The sequence below is a fragment of the Pseudomonas koreensis genome, from assembly GCF_036668835.1.
In the GTDB taxonomy this organism is placed as follows: Bacteria; Pseudomonadota; Gammaproteobacteria; order Pseudomonadales; family Pseudomonadaceae; genus Aquipseudomonas; species Aquipseudomonas koreensis_I.
On record NZ_JAZEVW010000002.1, the window covers coordinates 819,613 to 837,225 of the forward strand.

Sequence of the window (17,613 nt, forward strand, 5' to 3'; positions counted from 1 at the left end):
TTTATTATTCAGTTTCCAGAAAACAAACGCCACCCTACTCTAGGCCCATCCACTGAACTCGCAGGACGACGCCATGAGCCAGATTTCCAGCCAGACCTACGCTATCTCGATCAACCCAGCGACCGGTGAGCAGATCGGCCACTATGCGTTCGAATCCGCTGCCGACCTTGATGCTGCGCTGAGCCGCGCTGCCTACGGCTTCGGCAAGTGGAAGCGCAAGCCGTTGCAGGATCGTTCTCGCTTGCTGACCGCCCTCGCCGGCGCGCTGCGCGACACCGCTGACGCCATGGCGACCATGATCACCCTGGAAATGGGCAAGCCGATTGCTCAGGCCCGTGGTGAAGTCGAAAAATGCGCCAAACTCTGCGAGTGGTACGCCGAACACGGCCCGTCCATGCTCGATGCCGAGCCGACTCAGGTCGAAGGCGGCAAGGCGCGCATCGAATACCGTCCGCTCGGGCCGATCCTCGCGGTGATGCCGTGGAACTTCCCGATCTGGCAAGTGCTGCGCGGCGCCGTGCCGGCGCTGATCGCCGGCAACACTTACGTACTCAAGCATGCGCCGAACGTGATGGGCAGCGCTTACCTGCTGCGCGACGCGTTCACCCGCGCCGGTTTTGCCGACGGCGTGTTTGAAGTGATCAACGTCACGCCTGAAGGCGTGTCGACCGCCATCGCCGATCCGCGCATTGCTGCGGTTACCCTGACCGGCAGCGTTCGCGCCGGCATGGCCATCGGTGCTCAGGCTGGTGCAGCCCTGAAGAAATGCGTGCTGGAACTGGGCGGCTCTGACCCGTTCATCGTGCTCAACGACGCTGACATCGATGAAGCCGTGCAAGCTGCTGTCATCGGTCGCTATCAGAACTCCGGTCAGGTCTGTGCAGCGGCCAAGCGGCTGATCATCGAGGAAGGCGTGGTCGAGGAATTCACGCGCAAATTCGTCGAAGCCACACGTCAGTTGAAGGTCGGCGACCCATTGGCTGCCGACACTTATATCGGTCCGATGGCACGTTTCGATCTGCGCGACGAACTCGACCAGCAAGTGCGCGACACCCTGGAAGAAGGCGCGACGCTGCTGCTCGGCGGCGGCAAAGCGACAGGCCCGGGCAACTATTACGAGCCTACCGTGCTGGCTGACGTCACCGACCGTATGACCTCCTTCAAACAGGAACTGTTCGGCCCGGTCGCCTCGATCATCACCGCCCGCGACTGCGCCCACGCCGTGGCGCTGGCGAATGACAGCGAATTCGGCCTGACCGCGACGATCTACACCGCCAACGTGTCACTGGCCCAGCAACTGACCAGCGAACTGGACACCGGCGGCGTGTTCATCAACGGCTACTCCGCCAGCGACCCCCGCGTGACCTTTGGCGGCGTGAAGAAAAGCGGTTTCGGCCGCGAACTTTCACACTTTGGTGTTCGCGAGTTTTGCAACGCGCAGACTGTGTGGCTGGATCGCAAATAGTCACCAGCCTGCTGGCGATGGCGGAGTGTCAGTTGCCATTATCTGAACGCCGCCATCGCTTGCAGGAAAAATCCAAAGCCCCTCACCCTAACCCTCTCCCAGAGGGAGAGGGGACTGACCGTGGTGGATGAGAAAGGTACGCCGACCTGAAATACCGAGTCGTATACAAATATCGAAGCCAACGCAGATCGGCTCCCTCTCCAGGGGGAGAGGGCTGGGGTGAGGGGCAAATCCACCGCAAATCTCAAGTCATACGACGCTTCACACCACTCAACAATGAGAAGGGACCCGAGCCTGCGAGGGCCGGACGCAGGAGCAAAGCCTTTTGGTTCCTTTTTGGCGTCTGAAAAAGGGACTCGCCGTTAGGGCGAAACCCTAAGCCGCCGTTACCGCAGCAACGGATATGTACCCAATCAAAAACAGCAGCCCGGCTCCCACAGGGAAACTGCGTAAATTCGCGAAAATTGCTCGGGCAAACCACGCAGTAAATCCCCTGTACCGCAGCAACCCAGCATTTGCCCAATCCCCCCCGCCTTCTATAGTGATCAAGTCCCCCTGCCCTTGCGGCCAACTGCCGAGCGTGGTTCATGGTCAACACCGAACACCTGATCATCTGCGAGCACTGCGACTGCGTTTACCAGAAAGTCGCTCTCGCCAAACATCAGAAAACCCTCTGCGAACGCTGCGGCGGCGTGTTGCAGCGCTACAACGGCCTGACCATCGAACAGCGTCTCGCCCTGACTTTCACAGCCGCAATGCTCTGGCTGTTCGCCAATTTCTTCCCGGTGATGAGCATCAGCCTCCAGGGCCTGAAGAACAGCGCCACGCTGTGGGATTCGGTACTGGCGCTGAGTCAGGGGCCGATCACCTTCATCGCTATGGTCGCGGCGATCGCGATCATTATCGCCCCGGCCTTCCAACTGGTGCTGCTGATCTGGGTGCTCGGTTTTGCCCTGACGTCGCGACGGGCGCCGGGGTTCAAACTGTCGATGCGCTGGCTGGAAACCCTGCGCCCGTGGAGCATGCTTGAGGTGTGCCTGCTGGGTGCAATGGTCGCGGTGTTCAAACTCGCCGGGCTGCTCGATGTGCTGCCGGGCATCGGCCTGTTCGCTCTGGCGGCGCTGAGCCTGATGATGATCCGCATTGCCGGGCGCGACATCCGTGAACTGTGGGATATTTTATGAAGCGTCCACCGACCGCCGCCGAGCTCAACCTGTGCCTGTGCCACAGTTGCGGCCTGGCCTGCGATATGCGCGACGAACCGCATTATTGCCCGCGCTGCGATGCGCCACTGCACCGACGCAAGACCAATGCGCTGACGCGCACCTGGGCCTATATGCTCGCCGCGCTGGCGTTTTACGTGCCGGCCAATCTGCTGCCGGTGATGAATACGCTGATGCTCGGCAGCGGCGCCGACAGTACGATCATGAGCGGCGTGCTGGAGTTCTGGGAAGCCGGTGCCTGGGACATTGCCCTGATCATTTTCATCGCCAGTATTGCCGTGCCGGGGATCAAGTTCGTCGCCCTGACCTTGCTGCTGGTCACTGTGCAGCGCGACAGCGCCTGGGCGCGCAAGGAGCGCTCGAAGCTGTACCGTTTCGTCGAGCTGATCGGCTATTGGTCGATGCTCGACGTGCTGGTGGTGGCGCTGGTCGCCGCGCTGGTGAAATTCCAGACACTGGGCGATATCGAGCCACGACCGGGCATTCTGTTCTTCGGCCTGGTCGTGGTGTTCACCATGCTCGCCGCGATGAGCTTCGATCCGCGCCTGATCTGGGACAAGGACAGCGACGACAGCGTCAGCGACGCTGAGCCGCCAGCAGCACCTGTAACGGATGACGCAACGCCTGATCCGACTGGCGCTTGACCTGGCTGCGGCACGAATAACCGGTCGCCAGCGCTTCGCCCTGCTCCGCCGATGCGTCGACCTGGCGCGCCCAGGACTGCTCGTAAATCAGCGCCGAGGTCTGGCGATTGCGCGCCTCGTGACCGTACGTGCCGGACATGCCGCAGCAACCGGTGGCCTGCGTCGCCAGTTTCAACCCGGCACGTTCGAACACCTGCTCCCATTGCCGGGTCGCGGCGGGCGCATTGGTTTTCTCGGTGCAATGGGCGAGCAGACGGAATTTTGCTTCGCTGTGCTGCGGCGCCTGCTCGGGCATCACCTTGAGCAACCACTCCTGTACCAGTTGAACTTCCGGGCAGCCCTGCAGACCGGGAACCTTGAGGTATTCCTGGCGATACACCAGCGTCATGGCCGGGTCGAGGCCCAGCAACGGCACGCCGACATCCGCCAGCTCACGCAACTGCCGCGCATTGCGCAGCGCCGCACGGTTGAACGCAGAAAGGAAGCCCTGCACATGCAACGGTTTGCCGTTGGCGCTGAACGGCGCCAGATAAGCCTGATAACCAAGGCGCGAGATCAGCTCGATCAGATCTGCCAGCAGCGGCGCTTCGAAATAACGGGTGAACGCGTCCTGCACGATCACCACGCTGCGTTCACGCTGCGCCGGTGTCAGCGCTGACAGCGTCGCAACGGTTGCCGGCTGTACCTGCCAGCGGCGCATCGCGGCGTGAAAATCGAAACGGCTGAGCAACGGCACATCGACCATGCCACCGACGCGCTCAAGCAGAGTGCGCACCCACGCCGCGCCCATCAAGCCGTTGTACAGCGCCGGAATTCGCGCCATGTACGGAATGCTGTACTCCAGCGAGGCGATCAGATAATCCCGCGCCGGACGCAGATACCGTGTGTGATACAGCTCTAGAAAACGCGAACGAAAATCCGGCACGTTGACCTTGACCGGGCATTGCCCCGCGCAGGATTTGCACGCCAGGCAACCGGCCATGGCGTCATAGACCTCATGGGAAAAGTCCGCCGACTGCGCCCGCGTGTTGCGCCAGCGCTGCCATAACGTCGCGAAAAACGCCGGTCGGCGAATCGCCCCGGACAACACGTCGACACCCGCCTCGCCCTGCAACCGCAACCATTCGCGGATCAACGAGGCGCGGCCCTTGGGCGATTGCGCACGCTCGCGAGTAGCTTTCCACGACGGGCACATGGCGTCATCGGGATCGAAGTTGTAGCAGGCGCCGTTGCCGTTGCAATGCATCGCCGCGCCGTAGTCCTGCCAGACCTTTTCATCGATCTGTCGATCGAGTTCGCCGCGCAGGGTCACTTCATCGATTTTCAGCAATGCCGCGCCGCGGTTGGCCGGCGTGGCGATCTTGCCGGGGTTGAACTGATTGAACGGGTCGAACGCGGCCTTCAGCGCTTGCAGTGCCGGATACAACTCGCCGAAAAACGCCGGCGCGTATTCCGAGCGCAGGCCTTTGCCGTGCTCGCCCCAGAGCAGACCGCCGTAACGCTGAGTCAGCGCCGCAACGCCATCGGAGACCGGGCGCACCAGCGCCGCTTGCTGCGGATCTTTCATGTCGAGAATCGGCCGCACGTGCAGCACGCCGGCGTCGACATGGCCGAACATGCCGTACTGCAAGCCGTGACTGTCGAGCAGATCGCGCAGCTCGGCGATGTACTCGGCCAAGTGCTGCGGCGGCACCGCGGTGTCCTCAACAAACGGTTGCGGCCGCGCTTCGCCGGCGACGTTGCCGAGCAGGCCGACCGCGCGCTTGCGCATGCCGTAGACCTTGTTCACTGCCGCGTGGCCGATCGCCAAGGTGTGGCCCAAACGTTCGACGGTGCGGTCTGTGCTCAAGTGCTCGACAAACGCAGCGACGCGAGTTTGCAATTCATCCGGATCGTCACCGCAGAATTCGACCAGGTTGATACCCAATGTCGGCCGCTCGGCGCTGGCCGGGAAATACTCGGCGACGCCGTGCCAGACAATGTCCTGCATCGCCAGCAGCAACACTTTCGAATCCACGGTTTCGATCGACAGCGGTTTGAGCGCCATCAACGCCCGCGCATCGCGCAGCGCGTCCATGAAACCGGCATAGCGGATGTTCACCAGCATCGTGTGCCTGGGAATCGGCAGCACATTCAGCCGCGCCTCGACGACAAACCCGAGCGAACCTTCGGCGCCGCACAAAACGCTGTTGAGGTTGAAACGGCCGTCCGCCTCACGCAGGTGCGCGAGGTCGTAACCGGTCAGACAGCGGTTGAGATCGGGAAAGCGCTGTTTGATCAGTTCGCCCTGCTCATCGATGATCTGCCGCGCGCAGCGGTAGACTTCGCCGACCCGATCGTCACGCGCGCACAGCGCTTGCAGCTGGTTTTCGTCCAGCGCCTGAGCGTGCAAACGCTCGCCGCCACGCAGAATCATGTCGAGTTCCAGCACATGGTCGCGGGTCTTGCCGTAGGTGCAACTGCCCTGGCCGCTGGCATCGGTGTTGATCATGCCGCCGACGGTGGCGCGATTGGACGTCGACAGTTCCGGGGCGAAGAACAGCCCGGCGGATTTCAGTGCGGCATTGAGCTGATCCTTGACTACCCCGGCCTGCACCCGCACCCAGCGCTGCTCGACGTTGATTTCGAGAATACGGTTCATGTGCCGCGACAGGTCGACGACGATGCCGTCAGTCAACGATTGGCCATTGGTGCCGGTGCCGCCGCCACGTGGCGTGATCACCACTTGCTGATGTGCCGGCTCGGCGATCAGCTTCGCCACCCGCGCGACATCGTCGGCATCCATCGGAAACACCGCCGCTTGGGGCAGGCGCTGATAGATCGAGTTATCGGTGGCCAGCACCACGCGGCTTGCGTAATCGGTGCTGATCTCACCGCGAAAGCCGCTGGCCCTGAGGGCTTTGAGGAACGCCTGATAATCGGCGGTGAGGGTGCTTGCGGGCGACAGCTGGGCAATCATCGGTCGGGAATCTCGGTGAAAATCGGGCCGTGTGGCGGTGAACAGTTGTACGCAACGAATGATTGCGTCAGGCTCCGCCATCTCAGGGTGCCCATGTTCATTGCTGAACAACTCAGGGACAACCGTAAATTCGACCCGCTATCGATGACTTTTGCGAATGAATCCGCGCACGCTCACGCCGTCCATGTCGTTATTGCTGGCTTTCGAGGCCGCTGCCCGCCACGAAAGTTACACCCGCGCCGCCCACGAACTGTCGCTGACGCAAAGTGCGGTCAGCCGTCAGGTGCAGATTCTGGAAAAAATGCTCGGCATGCGCCTGTTCACTCGCGAAGGCCGGCAAGTGGTGCTGACCGACGTCGGACGCCTGTATCAGCGGGAGCTGGCCGAAGCGCTCGGGCAGATACGCAGCGCGACCCTGCAGGCGATGGCATTCGGTTCCGGCATTCATAGCCTGCGCCTGGCGACGCTGCCGACCTTCGGTTCGAAATGGTTGCTGCCGCGCCTCAAGGATTTCTACACCGCACATCCTGGCATGACCGTGCATCTGCATTCGCGCATCGAAGCAATCGACTTCGATACCAGCGAGATCGACGCGGCGATTTGCGTCGGTGGCGGCGACTGGCCGGGGCTGACCGCCCTGCCCTTGCACACCGAAGAACTGGTGGTCATTGCCAGCGCGCAATTGTCCGCCGCCGAGCGCGACGACGCCGAACGGCACATCGCCGGGCAACTGCTGCTCAATGTCAGCAGCAATGCTCAGGCGTGGGCGGAATGGTTCAGTCAGCACGGCTTGCCCCATCGCAGCATGCGCATCGGGCCGAGCTTTGAAATGACCTCACACCTGATTCAAGCAGTGCGTGCCAATATCGGTGTGGGGCTGGTGCCGCGGATTCTGGTCGAGGATGAATTAACGAATGGCGAGCTATCGCAACTGGGTGAGCCCATTACCAGTCGGCGCAGTTATTACCTGGTGTATCCGCCGCGTAATGAGAAGTTGCCGTCGCTGACAGCGTTTCGGGATTGGCTGATGCATACACTCTGAAGAATTCAGTTGCTCCGTTCGCGAGCAGGCTCGCTCCCACATTTGGAATACATTTCCTCGGTGGAGCGAGCCTGCTCGCGAAGGCGCCAGATCTGGTGATCTCAGAACCTCGGCTTGACCGCCCTCCAGTCCGGCTTATACCGCTGCATCTGCCGTACATCATCGCGCTGGCGAATTCCGCAGGTCAGGTACTGATCATGCAGCTTGCCCAACTGCTCATGATCCAGCTCCAGCCCAAGCCCCGGCGCACGGCTGATCTTTACGCAGCCATCGACGATCGGCAGCTTGCCGCCCTTGATCACCTCTTCGTCCGACTCCTGCCACGGGTAATGAGTGTCACAGGCGTAATCCAGATTCGGCACGGCGGCCGCGACGTGTGCCATGGCCATCAGGCTGATGCCCAGGTGCGAGTTGGAGTGCATCGACACGCCGAGGCCGAACACCTCGCACATTTTCGCCAGGGTCTGGGTGTCGCGCAGGCCGCCCCAATAGTGGTGGTCGGCGAGCACGATCTGCACGCTGTTCTGCGCGACGCTGCGGCGAAACTCGTCGAAATCGGTGACCACCATATTGGTCGCCAGCGGCAGGCCGGTGCGCTTGTGCAGTTGCGCCATACCGTCGAGACCCGGCGTCGGGTCTTCGTAATACTGCAAATCATCACCGAGCAGTTCGGCCATGCGAATCGAGGTTTGCAGTGACCAGTTGCCATTTGGATCGATGCGCAGCGGGTAGCCAGGAAAGGCTTTTTTCAGCGCCTTGATGCAGGCCACTTCGTGCTCCGGCGGTAAGGTACCGGCCTTGAGCTTGATGCTCTTGAAACCGTACGCCTCGATCATCCGCGCCGCTTGCGCGACGATTTGTTGTTCGCTGAGCGCTTCGCCCCAGTCATCCGGCTTGTACGGCGAATCGACGTGCTGCGCGTATTTGAAAAAAAGGTAGGCACTGAACGGCACTTCATCGCGGATCGCGCCGCCGAGCAGGTCCACCAGCGGCACGTTCAGGTAATGCGCCTGCAAATCGAGAAATGCCACTTCGAACGCCGAATAGGCGTTGCTCACCGCTTTGCTGGCGTGGGAACCCGGCGCCAGCTCGGCTCCGGCCAGACTGGCCGGTTTGTGCGCCGCCACCGTCGCCTGCACGATCGCGCGTAACTGGTTGAGGTTGAACGGGTCGACACCAATCAGTTGCGCCTGTACTTGTTGCTGGATCGCCAGCGCCGGTGCGTCGCCATAACTTTCGCCGAGGCCGATGTAGCCGTTGTCGCTTTCGATCTCGATGATTGAGCGCAGGGCATAAGGTTCATGGATGCCGCTGGCGTTAAGCAGCGGCGGATCACGAAAGGCGATCGGAGTAACCGTGACACGGGTGATTTTCAAGATGATGCTCCTGACAGATCTACAATCGATTCAATGGCTCGCGGCGGGGCTGACCGTCGCGACGACGGCGGTTTCATCAGCGGGCTTTGCCGGGGTTTTGCATTTGGCGCCCGGCGCCGTACGGGCAAAGAAAATCACCACCGCAGCGATCAGCGAAGTCGCCGCCAGGCCATACAGACCGCCCTCGATCGAACCGGTGGTTTGCTCAAGAATGCCGAACGCGGTCGGCGCGACGAAACCGCCGAGGTTGCCGATGGAATTGATCAGCGCGATCACTGCCGCCGCGATGCGCGCATCGAGATAACTTTGTGGAATCGGCCAGAACAGCGCCGATGCGGCTTTGAAGCCAATCGCCGCAAAGCAGATGGCAACGAACGCGAAGACCGGGCCGCCGGTGGTCGACATGAACATGCCGATGGCGGCGATCACCAAGGTCAGGGCGACCCACGCCTGCTGGAATTTCCATTTGCCGGCCATCGCGGCGAAACCGTACATGGCGACAATCGAAATGATCCACGGGATCGAATTGAGCAGGCCGACCTGGAAGTCGCCGAGGTTGCCCATTTTCTTGATCATGCTCGGCAGCCAGAACGTCGCGCCGTAAATGGTCAGAGCAATGGAAAAGTAAATGAAGCAGAACAGCGCGATCTGCCGATCCGCCAGCAACTTGAACATTGACGGTTGGCTCACTTGCACCGCTTCGCGGGCGCGCTGCTCTTCAGCGATCGCCGCCACCAGCGCTTCACGCTCCTCTTCGCTCAGCCACTTGGCCTGACGCGGATGCGATTGCAGCCAGAACCAGACGAATGCGCACAGCACCACCGACGCCGCGCCCTCGATCAGAAACATCCACTGCCAGCCGTGCAGGCCAAGGCCGCTGATGTGCAGCAACGCACCGGACACCGGGCCGGAGATCACCGAGGCAATCGCCGAGCCGCTGAGAAATACCGCCATGGTCTTGCCCCGTTCGGAGGCTGGCAGCCATTGCGTGAAGTAATAGATGATTCCCGGAAAGAATCCCGCCTCGGCCGCGCCGAGAATAAAGCGCAGCACATAAAAGCTGGTTTCACCGCGCACGAAGGCCATGGCCATGGCGGCCGCGCCCCAGGTGAACATGATCCGCGTCAGCCAGACGCGCGCGCCGTAACGCTGCATAAGCATGTTGGAGGGCACTTCGAACAACGCGTAGCCGATGAAGAACAGACCGGCGCCCAAGCCGTACGCCGCAGCCCCGATACCCAGATCGGCTTCCAGATGACTGCGAACGAAGCCGATGTTGACCCGATCAATGTAGTTGACGATGAACATCACCACGAACAGCGGCAGCACGTGGCGCTTGACCTTGGCGGCGGCACGGGCGAGCACCGTGACGTCCGCTGGACTCTGCAGGGTTTTCAAGGGGCGACTCCCGATCTTGTTGTTTTCAGGAACGGCGTGAAGCGATGGATCGATCATGGACGCCGTGCATTGATCCCGTCTAATCTAACTTGGCATTCGATTGATACCCGGATTAGATCAATGTTCGAATTGACCCAACTGCGCTGCTTCACCACCGTTGCCGCGGAACTGAATTTTCGCCGCGCCGCCGAACGGCTGAACATGACCCAGCCGCCGCTGAGCCGGCAGATCCAATTGCTCGAACATCACCTCGGCGTGGAGTTGTTCACCCGCAGCACCCGTAGCGTTGCGCTGACTGCCGCCGGGCGCGCGTTTTTCATCGAAGCGCAGAATTTGCTCGAGCGTGCCCAGCAGGCAGCAATCACCGCGCGGCGTTTTGCCGAGGGTGATATCGGCTCGGTGAACATCAGTTTTGTCGGCAGCGCGGTGTATGAGTTTTTGCCCAAGGTGATCGCCGAGGCACGGCTGAAACAGCCGCAGGTCAAAATCGATCTGAGCGAGATGAACACCTATCAGCAACACGAAGCCCTGCGCGCGCGACGCATCGATCTGGGCATCTCCCGCGCGCCACTGCTGGAGCCGGGCTATGCGACCGAATGCCTGGTCCGCGAGCCGTTTGTGCTGGCGGTGCCCAGTGCGCACCCGCTGGCAACGGCGGCCGAAGTGCTGGTCAGCGATCTGGATAAACAACCGTTTCTAATGTACTCCCACGCGGCCTATCCACCGTTCAACGAACTGCTGACCGGCATGCTGCGCTCGGCGCGAGTTGCACCGGATTACGTGCAGTGGCTGGGTTCATCACTGACGATTCTGGCGTTGGTCAACGCCGGCATGGGCTTGGCACTGGTACCGCGTTGCGCGACCAGCGTGGTGTTCAAGAACGTGGTGTTTCGCGATATCGATCTGGGCGAAGGGGTGCAGAGCGAACTGCATCTGATCTGGCGTGAGAATAACGACAACCCGGCGTTTGCGATGTTGCTGGAAGCGATCCGCCGGGCTGTGGCGCAGGGTTGGGGCGGGTAAAAAAGCTTACTGGTTTTTAAGCGGTGGTGGACCACTGGGCGCCTTGGGCTGCGCATTCGCCACAGGCTTGCCATCTGGCGTGTAACGACGTGCGACCCATTCTGGCATTGGTTGCGGTGCTCTGGCTGTCATGACGACACCTCCTGTTTCGGGCCGAATTCGACCCATTTGACTTTCCCGGAATCTATCAGCAAAAACTCGGCGCCAAAAGGCACTTCTTTCCCGCCGGCATCCAGCCAACACGGATTTTGCATCACGAACTGGCCATTGCTGGCCTCTGGTGGCCACTCCACAGGCCAGCCAAAAACGCGCCTTTCATCGTTCAGATGCAGCGTGATGAGGCGATGGTGCTGGGCAAAAATGCTGAACCATTCACTGGGGTAGGAAGATTGTTTCGTCACGTTTCGACCGCGTAACCAGCCATGCAATTTATCATTGGTGGCCAGATAACAGGACAGCAGTCCAAGCGTCACCGACACAACGAACGCCCACATGGTTTCGGCTTTGGCATCCCAGCGGCCGATGGAAAAACCTTTCGAACCTACCCACAAACACAGAGAACCAATCGCCCAGACCGCTCCCTGAACCACAAACGTGAAAATCAACGCCTGCACAATCTGCCCGAATGTATCAGGCCGCTTGAACGCTGTGAGCGAATAGAAAATCCACGCGGATAGAAACCCGGGAATCAGATACTGCAACAACGGTATGACTTCTTTGACCAGATCATCCATGATCCGAGGCTCCCTTCAAGGTCTTGCCGACCGACACTCGAAAGCCTAGCGCACGCTGGCAAACCGTTTGCTTACAACTGTCACCGCGCGTTTCACGCCGTAGCCGGCTACAGACAATCACGCACCGATTGGCGCAACGCCCCCGACTTGGCCCATGGCGGCCCCTGATACAACGAAACCCGGCTGCCGTCCTTGTATTTGACGATATCGAGGATCTCATCCGCAGTGATGACACTTGGCGCGGTGATGCGGTAGCCGTTGGAAATCGAGGTTTGCGAGGTCTTCGCCACATCCCGCTGCCACAACGGTAAGACACATGCGGCATAGTCCTTGGGTGCCTTGTCGCTGGTCTTGCTGACATTCGGCTCACCCGGCACAAGCGACCTCGGCAACGAGCAACCCGCCAACAGGGCCAGCGCCAACCCCACGATCCATATCCGCATGGTGTTTTCCTGATCTGAAAAAAAGCGAATGTAACGCGTAACGGGGTGTACATCCATCGTGGCACGCCGCGCGTGATGCAATCTGCACAACTTTTCACAACCTGGACAGACAGACGAACGAGCTTTGCCCATCGGCGAAAAATGCGACTACTCTCTTTTACCGAGAATGTTCAGGAGATGATCATGCGGCTCAATGAATACGAACACGAACTTCAGCGCGACCTGCAAAGCGTTGCATCGGACTTGCGATGGTCAGCTGTCGACCTGAAGCGTATCGCCGAGCAGTTGCGCAAATCGGGCAACGAAGCGGACGCGCAAGCGGTGCTGAGGTCGTGCCAGGTACTGCAAAGCGATGAGGAACGGCTGCAAATCTACGCCAAAGAAGTGAAAGCGCGGGCCATCAGCCGAATCAAGGTGCACTGAGTCTCAACCTGTTTTTCCCTTCAACCAAAGAGCCCCGGCAATTGCCGGGGCTCTCGATTACAACCAGTCACTGAGCTGTGTGACTTTTCGCCCGCGTCGAGCGTTTTTTGTAGCCAGGCAGTGCTGCGGCGTAAGCCAGCGCCTCCTCTTTGCTGGCAAACGATGCCAGCCGGTCACCCTGGGTGCAGACCCGCCAGGGGCCGTTGTTCACGCTAAGCACGTCATAGCCGTTCATGTGCATCTTGTTCAACATAGGCATGCTCATGGACACCTCCATAGTTGCTTACGGTCAGTTCCAGCTTCACCGGTTTACCTTACACCCTGACTCGCTGAATTTGCCGACCGGATGTCGCAAGGTCCGGCTCGCAGAAGTCTTGCACCTTTCGCCCCCACACCCACTCAAAATCTTATTGAAACCATTACTTGGGGCCTCGGCTAAAATATTGCAGTTTGATGACAATTACGTGACAAGCCGTAAACAGGTAACCGATGAAAGTACGTGCCACCGTTATATGCGAACAGGATCGCCACATTCTCCTGGTCCGCAAACCGCGCAGCCACTGGACATTGCCCGGTGGCAAAGTCGAGCCCGGGGAAACCCGTGCGCAGGCGGCCGTGCGTGAATTGCAGGAAGAAACCGGGCTGAATGCCGACGATGTGTTGTATCTGATGGAAATGCAGAGCGGCAGCACCCGCCATCACGTTTACGAAGCGTCAGTGGCAGACCTGGAGCAAGTGCGGCCGCAGAACGAAATCATCGATTGCATCTGGCATCCCCTCGATGCGGTGCGCCATTTGAATACCAATGAAGCGACGCTGCGCATTGTTGAAGCGTTTCAACGGCGTTTATAAGGCTCAACCGGCAAACGCGCGGCGCCCGGCGCTGATTTCCGTGCGCAGCTCGCCGATGAAGTTGGAGATGTCGCGGATGGTGACGAGATGTTCCGGCGATACGCCGTTGAGGAGCAGTTCGACCTGACCGTTTTCCGGTCGATACACCTTGATCTGCAGAAGCCCATGCGACGTGGGTATGCACTCACATTTAAACGTGGGAAAGCCTGATTCAACGATGCGGCAGATGTCGTCAAGAGCAAGCATGGTGGCACGCCTCGCAGGCGATGGGGCCGTTCAATCGGTAGAGCATAGATCAGCAATCTGCTGCGCGTTGTCGCGCAAATGTCTACTGGCTCACAAATCAATCCGAGTCATGGTCCCAGATCCAGTTCCACATACCCGGAAGACTCACCGGCTCCGAGCTTTTTTCAACGGTGCGCGCCAGCGCCGCTTTTTGCAGCGCTTCGTGATCATCATAAAAAGGTTTGCGGTCCAGCTTCACCCCCGTGGCGGCCGCGCTGTCGAGCAGGATCTGCAGATATTCGCGGGTATGCCGCGCGGTGTAGCGATTGAGGTCGTGAAACGTCACCACCACCGGAATCACTCCGTCTACAGTCGGCAATTCCCCCGCGGCAATACGCTCGCGCACCTCGGATAACTGCCGCAGCAGATTAGCGCGCCGGCGTGGGCTGGCATTGAAGCCCCAGATTTTGCCATCGTTGGCGCTCAGGTCCGTCAGCAACACCTGCAAACCGTGCTGCTGATACGCCGCGAAGGTGCGTTTGTCATAATTCCAGAATGGCGGACGCAGCAGTTTCGGTGGCGCCCCGGTGATAGAGGCGATATCGGCCGTGCCGTTGCTCAGCGATGCATCCAGTTGTTGTGGGTCGAGTGAGCGATGATTGGTGTGCCAATGGGTCGCCGTGTGAAACGCGAGGATGTGGCCCTCGTCGTGTTCTCTCCGCATCAGGCTGCGGCCGATCTCGCTGTTGCCCGCTCGCGGCGCCCGGGTCTGCACGAAGAACACCGCTTTGATATTGGCTTGCAGCGGATTGTCCTTGAGGCCGTCGAGCACCATCGCCGTCGGGTTCCACAAGCTCGAAGCACTGGGGCCGTCGTCGAAGGTCAGTAGAAACCGCACCGGCGCCTGGGCTCGCAGCCGCGTTTGGGTTTGCGTGGTCATTTCTATCGGTGCGGCAATACAACCGGCCAGACCGAGCACCATGAGCGCAGCAGTTAAAATCTTCAATCCGGATGTCATGTTTGCCTTGAGCGCGACCGCTGCCGTCATGTTGTCGTTTGGCAACCTCCCTCGCCCTTTCCATCCGTGCATCGCCCTTCGCGAGCGGAGGTTGGATAGGGTACACAGGCTTTGGTTCCGGTGCTCATTACCTCCGTTATTCAACGTGCGATTCGACGTGTGACCTCCACTCGGAACGTCAGCGACTAAGCTGAAGTGTCCAATCGGAGATTCAGCCTATGTGCGGAAGACTCTCGCAATACCGCGGCATTCACGATTTCGTTGCCGCACTGAGCATTCCCGAGGCCTTGATCAATTACGTCGGCGATGCAGCGCTAGCTCGCTACAACGCGGCACCAACCACCGCGTTGGCAGTGCTTCATCAACACGGCCCACATCTTCAAGCCAACAATCTGCGCTGGGGCTGGCGGCCGCATTGGGCCAGGGATCGCCCCGCGCCAATCAATGCCCGCGTGGAGAAAGTCGCCCATGGTGCGTTTTTCCGCGCGATCTGGCGCCATCGCTTGATTGTCCCCATCGACAACTGGTTCGAATGGGTCGATACCGGCGAAAAGACCCGACAGCCCTGGCTGATTCGTCGTGCAGACCAGAGCCCGGTTTTCTGTGCCGCCATCGGACAATTTCCCACAGCCGAAAGCGCGGCTCGAGACGATGATGGTTTTGTGATCATTACTGCCGACGCGGTCGGAGGCCTGCTTGATGTGCATGATCGGCGCCCGGTGGTGTTCGGCGCGGAACAGGCACGCGAGTGGCTCGATCCGGCGACCTCCATTGAGCGCGCCGAGCAGATGTTGTTGTTCGAAGGTGAAAGCAGCGAGTCGTTCGAATGGCACAAAGTCGCCAGAGCCGTCGGTAACGTCCGCAACCAAAATGCTGAATTGATTCAGCCAGTTGCCTGACAGGCGAACGCCGCTCAAGCAAACCATTGACTCGGTGTCGTTACAACGGCTGTTTCACCTGTGAAACGGTGCGAATGTAACCGATACGCAAAAGTACCAACCGCTTGTCAGACAACCCGACCGTCGTACATACATTTCGCTGCACTACAGCTAGCATGCGCGCCGCATTTCCATTTGGTATACCAGTTGACCAAAGAGTCAACGAACCAGGATTCCCTACAACTTCTACTAGCCTTGCAGAGAACTAAGTTGCGCGACGATTTTGCAATCAAACAGGTCGGTGGCCTGGAGTGTATTCATCTGTCCACGACAGAACGCTTGGAACTCGACTGTTTTATCGGCCACTACATCAAGACCCGAAACCTGAGTGCCATTCCCGACATCGAACGCACCCTGCGCAGTACCCTCGAGAACTATCCCGGCCATGCGCCAGTGATGGTCAACGAGCTGAACGCCTGGATCGACAGGACTCTGGGCTATCGGGCCTCACACCCGGACTTCACCCAGCTGGACGATCTTTGAGCCTGTAAAAAGCCCCGCACTTGCGGGGCCTTTCGTATCAAGCACTCAAAATTTGCGATCCGGCTCGGAAAGCTCCTGACTATCGTCATGCTTCCAGGTTTTTTCCTTGCGCTTCTCGCGCTCTATTTCTTCTTCGCTCGGCTCATCCGTTTCCATATCGTTTTCAGGCTGCTTTTGCTCATTCGTCATGCGCACCTCCTGCCACCGTCAACAGTCTTTCTTCAAGCGTAGATCAGGTTTCAGGTAAGGGCCCCATGCGTGACGTCCGCCCTGAGCTTTAATCCCCGCGCCGGCGTAACATGGCGTCATTCACGATCGCGTCAGGGAGACGACATGCTGTACCGAATCGCAGCCGACGGGCTGGTGCTGTTTCATTTGTCTTTCATTCTGTTCGTGCTGTTTGGCGGGCTGCTGGTGCTCAAATGGCCACGATTGCTATGGCTGCATTTGCCGGCTGCCGCCTGGGGCGTGGCGGTCGAGGTGCTGCATCTGACGTGCCCGCTGACCTACTGGGAAAACCTCATGCGCCACGCCGCCGGCCAGACCGAATACGCCGGTGGCTTCATCGAGCATTACATCTGGCCGATCATCTATCCGGCCGGGCTGACCCCGCAGATTCAACTGGCGCTTGGCAGCGTGGTGCTGGCGATCAACTTGTTGGTGTACGGGCGCTTGATCCGCTCGTGGAAGCTGCGACGGGCCGTGGCCCAATCCTGATCGCCTCACGCGCCTGTAAAAGCCGTTAGGACGACGTTCATTTCAACCCGTCCAGCCACGCCGGATCCAGGCGCATCTGCTCGGTATCGAGCCCCTGCGCCTGCATACGCTGTTTATGTTCTTCGACTTCCCGCCACAGCTGCCCCTGATCGCTGGAGTTGCCGTCCAGCTCGTGCATCTGCATCAGGCCCAGATGATAGAAGCGCAGCACTTTCATTGCGGTCGGGTCGTTTTGCGCGACCGCGGCGGTCAGGTGGTGCATCACATTGGTGACACTCATCAGGCTGCGCTTGAGCCGCCAACTGTAAACCGCCGGCGCCATCCAGCTCTGATGCCAGAAGCGTCCACGCAGCAATGCGCCGGTCAGTAGAAAGGCCAGGAACACCCCGCCGACATTGAAGCGCAGGTTGTCACCGTCAGGTTCGCCGAACAGCGCCACGGCCACGCTGGAAAGCAGCATTGCCAATACCAGAAACAGCACGGCGATGATGATCGTGCTGCGCCGGGTCTGCTGGCGGAAAGTAGCGGCGTCCATCGGCTGAATCTCGAACATCACAAATGACTTCCTTGAGCGACAAGAGGGGTAACGGAAAAAACCGGCCGGCGCATTATCGCATCGAGCAAGGATTTAGCTATGCTGGGGCTCCTTT

Annotated in this window: 20 protein-coding genes; 10 read left to right on the top strand and 10 right to left on the bottom strand. The window is 59.9% G+C overall.

From position 1 onward, the window contains the following. Nucleotides 1-73 precede the first annotated feature (73 nt). The 3 genes from V6F91_RS08675 (at nucleotide 74) to V6F91_RS08685 (ending at nucleotide 3,332) form a co-directional block, all read left to right on the top strand. Complete coding sequence (locus V6F91_RS08675) at nucleotides 74-1,465, top strand: aldehyde dehydrogenase family protein (protein ID WP_332763470.1); 1,392 nt, start codon at nucleotides 74-76, stop codon at nucleotides 1,463-1,465. A gap of 587 nt (nucleotides 1,466-2,052) precedes the next feature. Further along, on the top strand, nucleotides 2,053-2,649 hold the full coding sequence (locus V6F91_RS08680) for a paraquat-inducible protein A (protein WP_332763471.1): 597 nt from the start codon (nucleotides 2,053-2,055) through the stop codon (nucleotides 2,647-2,649). Then, nucleotides 2,646-3,332, top strand: a complete 687-nt coding sequence (locus tag V6F91_RS08685) for a paraquat-inducible protein A (protein ID WP_332763472.1) — start codon at nucleotides 2,646-2,648, stop codon at nucleotides 3,330-3,332. Before V6F91_RS08680 ends, V6F91_RS08685 begins: the two co-directional genes overlap by 4 nt. Here the strand turns inward: V6F91_RS08685 and ydiJ are convergent. Continuing rightward, complete coding sequence (gene ydiJ, locus V6F91_RS08690) at nucleotides 3,265-6,291, bottom strand: D-2-hydroxyglutarate dehydrogenase YdiJ (RefSeq protein ID WP_332763473.1); 3,027 nt, start codon at nucleotides 6,289-6,291, stop codon at nucleotides 3,265-3,267. The genes V6F91_RS08685 and ydiJ overlap by 68 nt on opposite strands. Nucleotides 6,292-6,448: 157 nt before the next feature. Between ydiJ and V6F91_RS08695 the strand changes: the two genes are divergently transcribed. Further along, nucleotides 6,449-7,333 carry a LysR substrate-binding domain-containing protein gene (locus V6F91_RS08695; protein ID WP_332763474.1) on the top strand — a complete coding sequence of 295 codons (885 nt, stop codon included), beginning with the start codon at nucleotides 6,449-6,451 and terminating at the stop codon, nucleotides 7,331-7,333. Nucleotides 7,334-7,434: 101 nt separating this feature from the next. Here V6F91_RS08695 and V6F91_RS08700 read toward each other — a convergent pair whose 3' ends face one another. After that, complete coding sequence (locus V6F91_RS08700; protein WP_332763475.1) at nucleotides 7,435-8,709, bottom strand: glucarate dehydratase family protein; 1,275 nt, start codon at nucleotides 8,707-8,709, stop codon at nucleotides 7,435-7,437. Nucleotides 8,710-8,739: 30 nt separating this feature from the next. Next, on the bottom strand, nucleotides 8,740-10,107 hold the full coding sequence (locus V6F91_RS08705; RefSeq protein ID WP_332763476.1) for an MFS transporter: 1,368 nt from the start codon (nucleotides 10,105-10,107) through the stop codon (nucleotides 8,740-8,742). Between the two features lie 120 nt (nucleotides 10,108-10,227). Here V6F91_RS08705 and V6F91_RS08710 point away from each other — a divergent pair, with 120 nt between their 5' ends. Further along, nucleotides 10,228-11,130 (top strand): LysR substrate-binding domain-containing protein, encoded by a 903-nt coding sequence (locus V6F91_RS08710; protein ID WP_332763477.1) that lies wholly within the window; start codon nucleotides 10,228-10,230, stop codon nucleotides 11,128-11,130. A gap of 128 nt (nucleotides 11,131-11,258) precedes the next feature. Here the strand turns inward: V6F91_RS08710 and V6F91_RS08715 are convergent, their stop codons facing one another. Both V6F91_RS08715 and V6F91_RS08720 read right to left on the bottom strand, forming a co-directional pair. Further along, on the bottom strand, nucleotides 11,259-11,864 hold the full coding sequence (locus V6F91_RS08715; RefSeq protein WP_332763478.1) for a DUF6338 family protein: 606 nt from the start codon (nucleotides 11,862-11,864) through the stop codon (nucleotides 11,259-11,261). A gap of 107 nt (nucleotides 11,865-11,971) precedes the next feature. Continuing rightward, nucleotides 11,972-12,307, bottom strand: coding sequence for a hypothetical protein (locus tag V6F91_RS08720; protein WP_203418503.1), 336 nt, complete (start codon nucleotides 12,305-12,307; stop codon nucleotides 11,972-11,974). Nucleotides 12,308-12,490: 183 nt separating this feature from the next. Here V6F91_RS08720 and V6F91_RS08725 point away from each other — a divergent pair, with 183 nt between their 5' ends. Beyond that, nucleotides 12,491-12,730 carry a hypothetical protein gene (locus V6F91_RS08725; protein WP_208937797.1) on the top strand — a complete coding sequence of 80 codons (240 nt, stop codon included), beginning with the start codon at nucleotides 12,491-12,493 and terminating at the stop codon, nucleotides 12,728-12,730. A gap of 67 nt (nucleotides 12,731-12,797) precedes the next feature. Here V6F91_RS08725 and V6F91_RS08730 read toward each other — a convergent pair whose 3' ends face one another. Then, entirely contained in the window at nucleotides 12,798-12,995 is a 198-nt protein-coding gene (locus tag V6F91_RS08730; protein ID WP_208937798.1) for a DUF2188 domain-containing protein, read from the bottom strand. Between the two features lie 224 nt (nucleotides 12,996-13,219). Here V6F91_RS08730 and V6F91_RS08735 point away from each other — a divergent pair, with 224 nt between their 5' ends. Continuing rightward, nucleotides 13,220-13,582 (top strand): NUDIX hydrolase, encoded by a 363-nt coding sequence (locus V6F91_RS08735; RefSeq protein ID WP_090284179.1) that lies wholly within the window; start codon nucleotides 13,220-13,222, stop codon nucleotides 13,580-13,582. A gap of 3 nt (nucleotides 13,583-13,585) precedes the next feature. Here the strand turns inward: V6F91_RS08735 and V6F91_RS08740 are convergent, their stop codons facing one another. After that, entirely contained in the window at nucleotides 13,586-13,828 is a 243-nt protein-coding gene (locus tag V6F91_RS08740) for a DUF1652 domain-containing protein (protein WP_332763479.1), read from the bottom strand. A gap of 97 nt (nucleotides 13,829-13,925) precedes the next feature. Further along, on the bottom strand, nucleotides 13,926-14,825 hold the full coding sequence (locus tag V6F91_RS08745; RefSeq protein ID WP_332763480.1) for a polysaccharide deacetylase family protein: 900 nt from the start codon (nucleotides 14,823-14,825) through the stop codon (nucleotides 13,926-13,928). A 218-nt stretch (nucleotides 14,826-15,043) separates the two neighbouring features. Here V6F91_RS08745 and V6F91_RS08750 point away from each other — a divergent pair, with 218 nt between their 5' ends. Together V6F91_RS08750 and V6F91_RS08755 are read left to right on the top strand one after the other, a co-directional pair. After that, entirely contained in the window at nucleotides 15,044-15,724 is a 681-nt protein-coding gene (locus V6F91_RS08750; protein ID WP_332763481.1) for an SOS response-associated peptidase family protein, read from the top strand. Between the two features lie 249 nt (nucleotides 15,725-15,973). Beyond that, nucleotides 15,974-16,246 (top strand): hypothetical protein, encoded by a 273-nt coding sequence (locus V6F91_RS08755; RefSeq protein ID WP_332763482.1) that lies wholly within the window; start codon nucleotides 15,974-15,976, stop codon nucleotides 16,244-16,246. Nucleotides 16,247-16,291: 45 nt separating this feature from the next. Here the strand turns inward: V6F91_RS08755 and V6F91_RS08760 are convergent, their stop codons facing one another. Beyond that, a complete protein-coding gene (locus tag V6F91_RS08760) occupies nucleotides 16,292-16,435 on the bottom strand; it encodes a hypothetical protein (protein ID WP_332763483.1) in 144 nt (47 codons plus the stop codon). A gap of 144 nt (nucleotides 16,436-16,579) precedes the next feature. Between V6F91_RS08760 and V6F91_RS08765 the strand changes: the two genes are divergently transcribed. After that, on the top strand, nucleotides 16,580-16,963 hold the full coding sequence (locus V6F91_RS08765; RefSeq protein ID WP_332763484.1) for a DUF2784 domain-containing protein: 384 nt from the start codon (nucleotides 16,580-16,582) through the stop codon (nucleotides 16,961-16,963). Nucleotides 16,964-17,000: 37 nt separating this feature from the next. On the opposite strand, the gene V6F91_RS08770 is transcribed toward V6F91_RS08765, so the two are convergent. Continuing rightward, on the bottom strand, nucleotides 17,001-17,516 hold the full coding sequence (locus V6F91_RS08770) for a DUF3087 family protein (RefSeq protein ID WP_332763485.1): 516 nt from the start codon (nucleotides 17,514-17,516) through the stop codon (nucleotides 17,001-17,003). Nucleotides 17,517-17,613: the final 97 nt, after the last annotated feature.